Origin of the sequence: Microvirga sp. HBU67558 (assembly GCF_018069605.1) — a bacterium.
GTDB lineage: Bacteria > Pseudomonadota > Alphaproteobacteria > Rhizobiales > Beijerinckiaceae > Microvirga > Microvirga terrae.
Map to the genome: position 1 here is coordinate 1 of NZ_JAGPUP010000388.1, position 6,224 is coordinate 6,224.

The window sequence follows — 6,224 nt, forward strand, 5'->3', positions numbered from 1 at the left end:
CCTGTCCCGGCCATCCCGATACGATAAAGCGCAGTGCTTCAAGCCATCGGGATCACCGGGACAAGCCCGGTGATGGCGAAGGAGGGTGATGACGGCGAGCAGGGGACGAGGAAGGTGACCGGCCTGCATCGGCCCGTCGCCGGACCGGGAATGCCCGTCACCCGTCCTGATGCTCGCCGCGCCGCACGATGCGCATGGCCGTGATCGTCACCGGGCCGGCGCGCAGGAGGTTCATGGCCGAGACGATCATCTCGGCCAGCCGCTCGGGCGTGACGCTGTCGCCCGCGATGTCGAGGAGGAAATCCTTCGCCTCCACGTGGCCGCCATTGGTGAAGTCGACGCGGGCGTCGAACTTCACGCGATGCGTGGAGGCGGGATCGGCCCGATAGGGCTGCGCCGCAGGATCCGGATGGAAGGTCCGTGGCAGGTCCATCAGCGCATTCCCCGGCGGTCGCTCATCACAGTCTCACCTCGGCAACCAATGGCCCGTCCCTCTCCCGTCATCACCGGCCTTGTGCCGGTGATCCCGACCGGGAGAGCGTTGCGCTTCACCGCATCGGGATGGCCGGCACGAGGCCGGCCATGACGACGCGGGGTCCGATGCGTCATCGCAGGCTTCCGCAGAAGCGCTGGATGCGGTGGCAGGCATCTTCCAGCGCCGCGTTGGACGTGGCGTAGGAGATGCGGAAGTTGGGGCCGAGGCCGAAGGCCGAGCCGTGCACGGCCGCGACGCCCTCGGCTTCCAGCAGCTCGGACACGAAGTCCTCGTCGGTCTCCAGCACCTTGCCCGACGGCGCGGTCTTGCCCATCGCGTCGGCGCAGGACGGATAGACGTAGAACGCGCCTTCCGGCATCGGGCACTTGAGGTATTTCGACTGGTTGAGCATGGACACCACGAGGTCGCGGCGCTCCTGGAACGCCTTCCTGAACACCGTGAGGTGATCCTGCGGCCCGTCGAGCGCCTCCACGGCGGCCCATTGCGAGATCGAGGCGGCGCCCGATGTCTGCTGGCCCTGCACGAAGTCCATCGCGTTGATCAGGTGCTGCGGACCGGCCGCGTAGCCGATGCGCCAGCCGGTCATGGCATAGGCCTTCGACACGCCGTTCATGGTGAGCGTGCGCTCGTAGAGGTTCGGCTCGACCTGGGCGGGCGTGACGAACTCGAAATCCCCGTAGGTCAGGTGCTCGTACATGTCGTCGGTGAGCACCCACACGTGCGGATGGCGCATGAGCACGTCGGTGATCGCCTTCATCTCCGCGCGCGAATAGGCCGCGCCGGTCGGGTTCGACGGCGAGTTGAGGATGATCCACTTGGTCTTCGGCGTGATGGCGCGCTCGAGCGGCTCGGGCTGGAGCTTGAAGTTGTGCTCCATGGTGCAGTCGACGAAAACCGGCTTGCCGCCGCACAGGCCGACCATCTCCGGATACGACACCCAGTAGGGCGCCGGGATGATGACCTCGTCGCCCGGGTTCAGGGTGGCGAGCAGCGCGTTGTAGATCACCTGCTTGCCGCCCGTGGACACGATGGTCTGCGAGGGCTTGTAGTCGAGGCCGTTCTCGCGCTTGAACTTGCGGGCGATGGCCTCGCGCAGGGGCACGATGCCGGAGACCGGCGTGTACTTGGTCTCGCCCCGGCGGATCGCCGCGATGGCCGCTTCCTTGATGGTGTCGGGCGTATCGAAATCCGGCTCGCCGACGGAAAGGCTGATCACGTCCCGCCCCTGAGCTTTCAGATCCCGCGCTTTCTGCGTGATGACGATGGTGGCAGACGGCTTGATGCGGGAAAGGGCGTCAGACAAAAAGCCCATGGGAATCCTCCGATCGGGGCGTTAGATAAGGACCGTGACGGCGGCGGACCCTAATGCATCGGACCCAAAAGTGGAATCCACTTTTAGGATCCAATCCGATGCTTTATTCCAGAATGAGAGCATCGTTGATGCGGAAAACCGGATCCACTTTTCCGCACGATGCTCTAAAGCGGCCAAGCCGCCCAAGCAAGCAAAACAGCAAGCAGAACCGGCCTATCCCGGCCCGTTTTCGAGGAGCCGCCTTTTCCGATGAGCACATCCCTCACCCGCCGCCTCGCGCTCGGCCTCGTCGCCGGCGCGGCCCTCTTCGCCGGCGCCGCCGCCGCCCAGGATTTCCCGACCCGCGTCATCAAGATGGTGGTGCCCTACCCGGCCGGCGGGCCGACCGACGTGATCGCCCGCATCGTGGCCGAGGAGATGGGCAAGTCGCTGGGCCAGAACGTGATCGTCGAGAACCTCGCCGGCGCCTCGGGGGCGGTCGGCACCCGGGCGGTCGCCAAGGCCGAGCCCGACGGCTACACGATCGTGTTCGGCAACAACCAGACCCACGGGAACAACATGTTCCTGCTCAAGGAGCCGGGCTACGACGCCGTGAAGGACTTCGCCCCGCTCGCGGGCGCGGGCGCCTTCGAGCACGTCTTCGTGGTGAGGAACGACCTGCCGGCCAAGACCATCCCGGAGCTGATCGCGCTCGCCAAGCAGGATCCCGGCAAGCTGAACTACGGCTCGACGGGCGTCGGCTCCGGCTCGCACCTCGCGACCGAGCTGTTCATGACCCGCACGGGCACCAAGATGACCCACGTGCCGTTCCGGGGCGCCGCCCCGCTGGTGACGGAGATCATGGCGGGCCGCATCGACGTGTCGAACTCGACCCTGCCCAGCGTGCTCGCCCAGTTCCAGGCCGGGCAGATGCGCGCCATCGGCATCGCGAGCCCGCAGCGCAACCCGCAGGCGCCCGACGTGCCGACCCTGCGCGAGCAGGGCATCACCGATGCGGACGCGGAATCCTGGGCCGCCTTCTTCGCCCCGGTGAACACCCCCAAGCCGGTCCTCGACAAGCTGTCCGGCACGATCATCGCGATCCTCAACAAGCCCGACGTCAAGGAGCGCATCACCAAGCTCGGCTTCACCCTGAACGTGCGCGACCCGGAGGCGTTCAAGCCCTATCTCGCCAAGGAGATCCAGACCTGGGCCGAGATCATCAAGGCGGCCGGCATCAAGGCCGAGTGATCGGCATTTCCCCGAGATGGCCGGGCCTGTCCCGGCCATCTCGATACGAAGGGCGCGGCGTTTCACACAATCGGGATCACCGGGACGAGCCCGGTGATGACATCGAGGGGGAGCAGAACCCATGCAGCGTCACCAGGGCCGACTGATCGACCACATCCACCTGCGGGTCTCGGACCTCGAGGCGAGCCGGCGCTTCTACCGGGCCGTCCTGGAGGCGGTCGGCCGCACGTTCACCTCGGAGAGCCCGGAGCATTTCGCCTGCGACGAATTGTGGGTCGACCGGGCGGACGGGCCGGTGTCGCGGGTCCATCTCGCGTTCCAGGCCCGGGATCGGGAGGCGGTCCACGCCTTCCATGCGGCGGCCCTCGCGGCCGGCGGGCGCGACAACGGCGGGCCCGGAGAACGCTCCTATCACCCAGGCTATTATGCCGCGTTTGTCCACGACCCCGACGGCCACAATATCGAGGCGGTTCATCATGGGCCGGCCGAGCGCACTGCGGAATCCGTGATCGTCACGCCGAAACCATAAGCCCGCGCTGCCACAATCGTTAATAATTAGTTAACGCCGACACTTAGCCGAGAAACCGGATGCGACACTTTCGGATAGGGCTGGAACTTTCTTGAATCGCACAGGTTTTTCTCCCGTAGCCTCCTTTGGTTGCTGGGACCTGGACCAATGAAAACTTTCCGGCCAAGAAACGCCTATCATGTTTCCTCCCGCGCCCACCGCCTGGACCCGCGTCAGGAAAGCCGCCGCTCGCTCGCCCTCGTCATGCTGCTGGGCCTCGCGACGCTCTCCGTGATGGCCACCACCCAGACCCTGTCGGCCCAGGACCCGAAAACCGTCCACGTGTATTCTCCGCGATAACGCGTGAGTGAACGGCGGCACGGTTGACGGCCCGTCTCAGGAGTTTAGCTCTCCGGCATCGTGAAAGGCGGAGAGAATCCCAGATGCTGAGCCCCCGTATCGCCCTGACCTGCGCGCTTGCTTTCGGCGCCCCCCTCTCCTCCGCCCTCGCCCAGGACACCCAGCGCTTTCGCACCGACAAGATCGAGGTGATCGTCGAGACGGTGGCGCGCAATCTCGAAAATCCCTGGGGCCTCGCGTTTCTCCCCGACAATCGCCTGCTGGTGACGGAACGGTCCGGCCGCCTGCGCATCGTCGATGCCGGCGGCAACCCGTCCGAGCCGATCAAGGGCCTTCCGCGTCTGTCCGTCCGCGGCCAGGGCGGGCTCCTCGATGTGGCGCTCGATCCCGCCTTCGCGCAGAACCGCCTGGTCTATCTGAGCTTCGCCGAGGACCGCGGCGAAGGCCGCAACGGCACGAGCGTGGCGCGGGGGCGCCTCAGCCAGGATGGCACGGCTCTCGAGGGCACCGAGGTGATCTTCCGCCAGGAACCGTCCTATGCCGGCACCCACCATTTCGGATCGCGCCTGGTCTTCGGCCGGGATGGCAATCTCTTCGTGACGCTCGGCGAGCGCAACGACCTGCGCGACAAGGCCCAGAACCTCAACAACCACCTGGGCAAGATCGTGCGCATCAAACCCACGGGCGGCGCCGCACCCGACAATCCCTTCCTCGATCGCGAGGATACCCGCCCGGAGATCTGGTCGTCCGGCCATCGCAACGTGCAGTCGGCGGCCCTTCACCCGACCACCGGCGAACTCTGGACCGTGGAGCACGGGGCGCGGGGCGGCGACGAGGTCAACATCCCGCAGAAGGGCCGGAACTACGGCTGGCCGGTGATCTCCTACGGGGTGCATTACTCGGGCCAGAAGATCGGCGAAGGCACGAAGAAAACCGGCCTGGAGCAGCCGGTCTATTTCTGGGACCCGTCCATCGCGCCCTCCGGCATGGCCTTCTACACGGGCGACCAGTTCCCGGCGTGGCGCGGCAGCATCCTGGTCGGGGCGCTGGCCGGCAAGCTCGTCACGCGGCTTGAGACCAACGGCAACCGGGTGACCGGCGAGGAGCGCATGCTGCAGCAGCTCGGCGAGCGCATCCGCGACGTGCGCCAGGGCCCGGACGGCCTCGTCTATCTCCTGACGGATTCCCGCAGCGGCCGCATCCTGCGCATGAAGCCCGCGACATAATGATCCGCGGGCGGGTCTCCGGGCGCGCCATCCGGGACTGAGTGATCCCGGCCCCGCAGCCGGTGCATCGTGCGGACCCGGAGGGCCGCGTCAGCGGAACCTGGACCCGGTTCTCCGCCACGACGATGCTCACATCCATGACGAAGCATGGGATCCGATGCTTGAGAGGCCCTCTGTTCGGAGAGTAGCCCAAGGGAATGATCGCCTGTTAAGCAATGTCGTTCGCGCGCGGCTGGGGGGCTGCGTGTCTTGATTGCTTGAGAGCCCGACCATGTTCCTGTCCGTGCAATCCGTTGTCCGTCCGACGAGTGCCGATACCCTGAGGCGGGTGTCGACGGCCGCCGACGGAATGGAGAGACTGGGCAACAGCTCCGACGCCCAGTTCAGCCCGGACGGACGCTCCATCGTATTCGCGTCCGACGCTCCCCTGGTCGCCGGCGACGACAATCACAAGTCCGATATCTACATCAAGAACCTGATCACGGGCGCGATCACTCGTGTCTCAACGGCAGGCGCCACGCAGGCAAACGACTTCAGCACGAACGCCCGGTTCAGCCCGGACGGGCGCTTCGTGCTGTTCGAGAGCCTCGCCAGCAATCTGGTCGCCGGCGACAACAACCACAGCGCCGACATTTTCATGAAGGAGCTGAGCACCGGCGTGATCACGCGCCTGTCGGTGGATCAGAACAAACTCGAGGCGAACAACGGTAGCTATGACGCGCGGTTCAGCGCGGACGGGCGCTTCATCGTGTTCGAGAGCGACGCCTTCAATCTCGTGGCCGGTGATCCCGACAACCAAGCGACCGACATCTTCCGCCTGGAGCTGAGCACCGGCGTCGTCGAATGCGTTTCGACCGTCAACGGGATCTTCGGAAATCATTACAGCTATGGCGCTCGGTTCGGTCCGGACGGGCGCTCCGTCGTGTTCACCAGCGATGCCGACAATCTGGTTGCCGGCGACGGCGACGGCAACGGCAAAGCCGACATCTTCCTCAAGAACCTGGACACCAAGGAAGTCACACGCATCTCCGTCGCAAAGAACGGCGCCGAGGCGAACAACGGCAGCTACAACGCCCAGGTCAGCCCGGACGG

At 66.0% G+C, this 6,224-nt stretch carries 6 protein-coding genes and 1 pseudogene; 5 read left to right on the plus strand and 2 right to left on the minus strand.

Annotated features, from left to right (window positions below; genetic code table 11):
• Positions 1–157 precede the first annotated feature (157 nt).
• Positions 158–433, minus strand: coding sequence for a cyclase (locus tag KBI52_RS02565; RefSeq protein ID WP_173945074.1), 276 nt, complete (start codon positions 431–433; stop codon positions 158–160).
• Between the two features lie 172 nt (positions 434–605).
• Entirely contained in the window at positions 606–1,808 is a 1,203-nt protein-coding gene (locus KBI52_RS02570; RefSeq protein ID WP_173945073.1) for a pyridoxal phosphate-dependent aminotransferase, read from the minus strand.
• A 249-nt stretch (positions 1,809–2,057) separates the two neighbouring features.
• Between KBI52_RS02570 and KBI52_RS02575 the strand changes: the two genes are divergently transcribed.
• The 5 genes and pseudogenes from KBI52_RS02575 to KBI52_RS02595 form a co-directional block, all read left to right on the plus strand.
• The gene (locus tag KBI52_RS02575; protein ID WP_173945072.1) at positions 2,058–3,038 is read left to right on the plus strand and encodes a tripartite tricarboxylate transporter substrate binding protein; all 981 of its coding nucleotides are present in this window, start codon (positions 2,058–2,060) and stop codon (positions 3,036–3,038) included.
• Between the two features lie 121 nt (positions 3,039–3,159).
• Complete coding sequence (locus tag KBI52_RS02580; RefSeq protein ID WP_173945071.1) at positions 3,160–3,567, plus strand: VOC family protein; 408 nt, start codon at positions 3,160–3,162, stop codon at positions 3,565–3,567.
• Positions 3,568–3,714: 147 nt separating this feature from the next.
• A complete protein-coding gene (locus KBI52_RS02585) occupies positions 3,715–3,906 on the plus strand; it encodes a hypothetical protein (RefSeq protein WP_173945070.1) in 192 nt (63 codons plus the stop codon).
• 83 nt (positions 3,907–3,989) lie between these two features.
• Positions 3,990–5,132: a PQQ-dependent sugar dehydrogenase gene (locus tag KBI52_RS02590; protein WP_210805117.1), complete on the plus strand. Its 1,143-nt coding sequence runs from the start codon at positions 3,990–3,992 to the stop codon at positions 5,130–5,132.
• Positions 5,133–5,403: 271 nt separating this feature from the next.
• Positions 5,404–6,224 (plus strand): annotated as a pseudogene (locus KBI52_RS02595) (PD40 domain-containing protein); the annotation flags it as partial.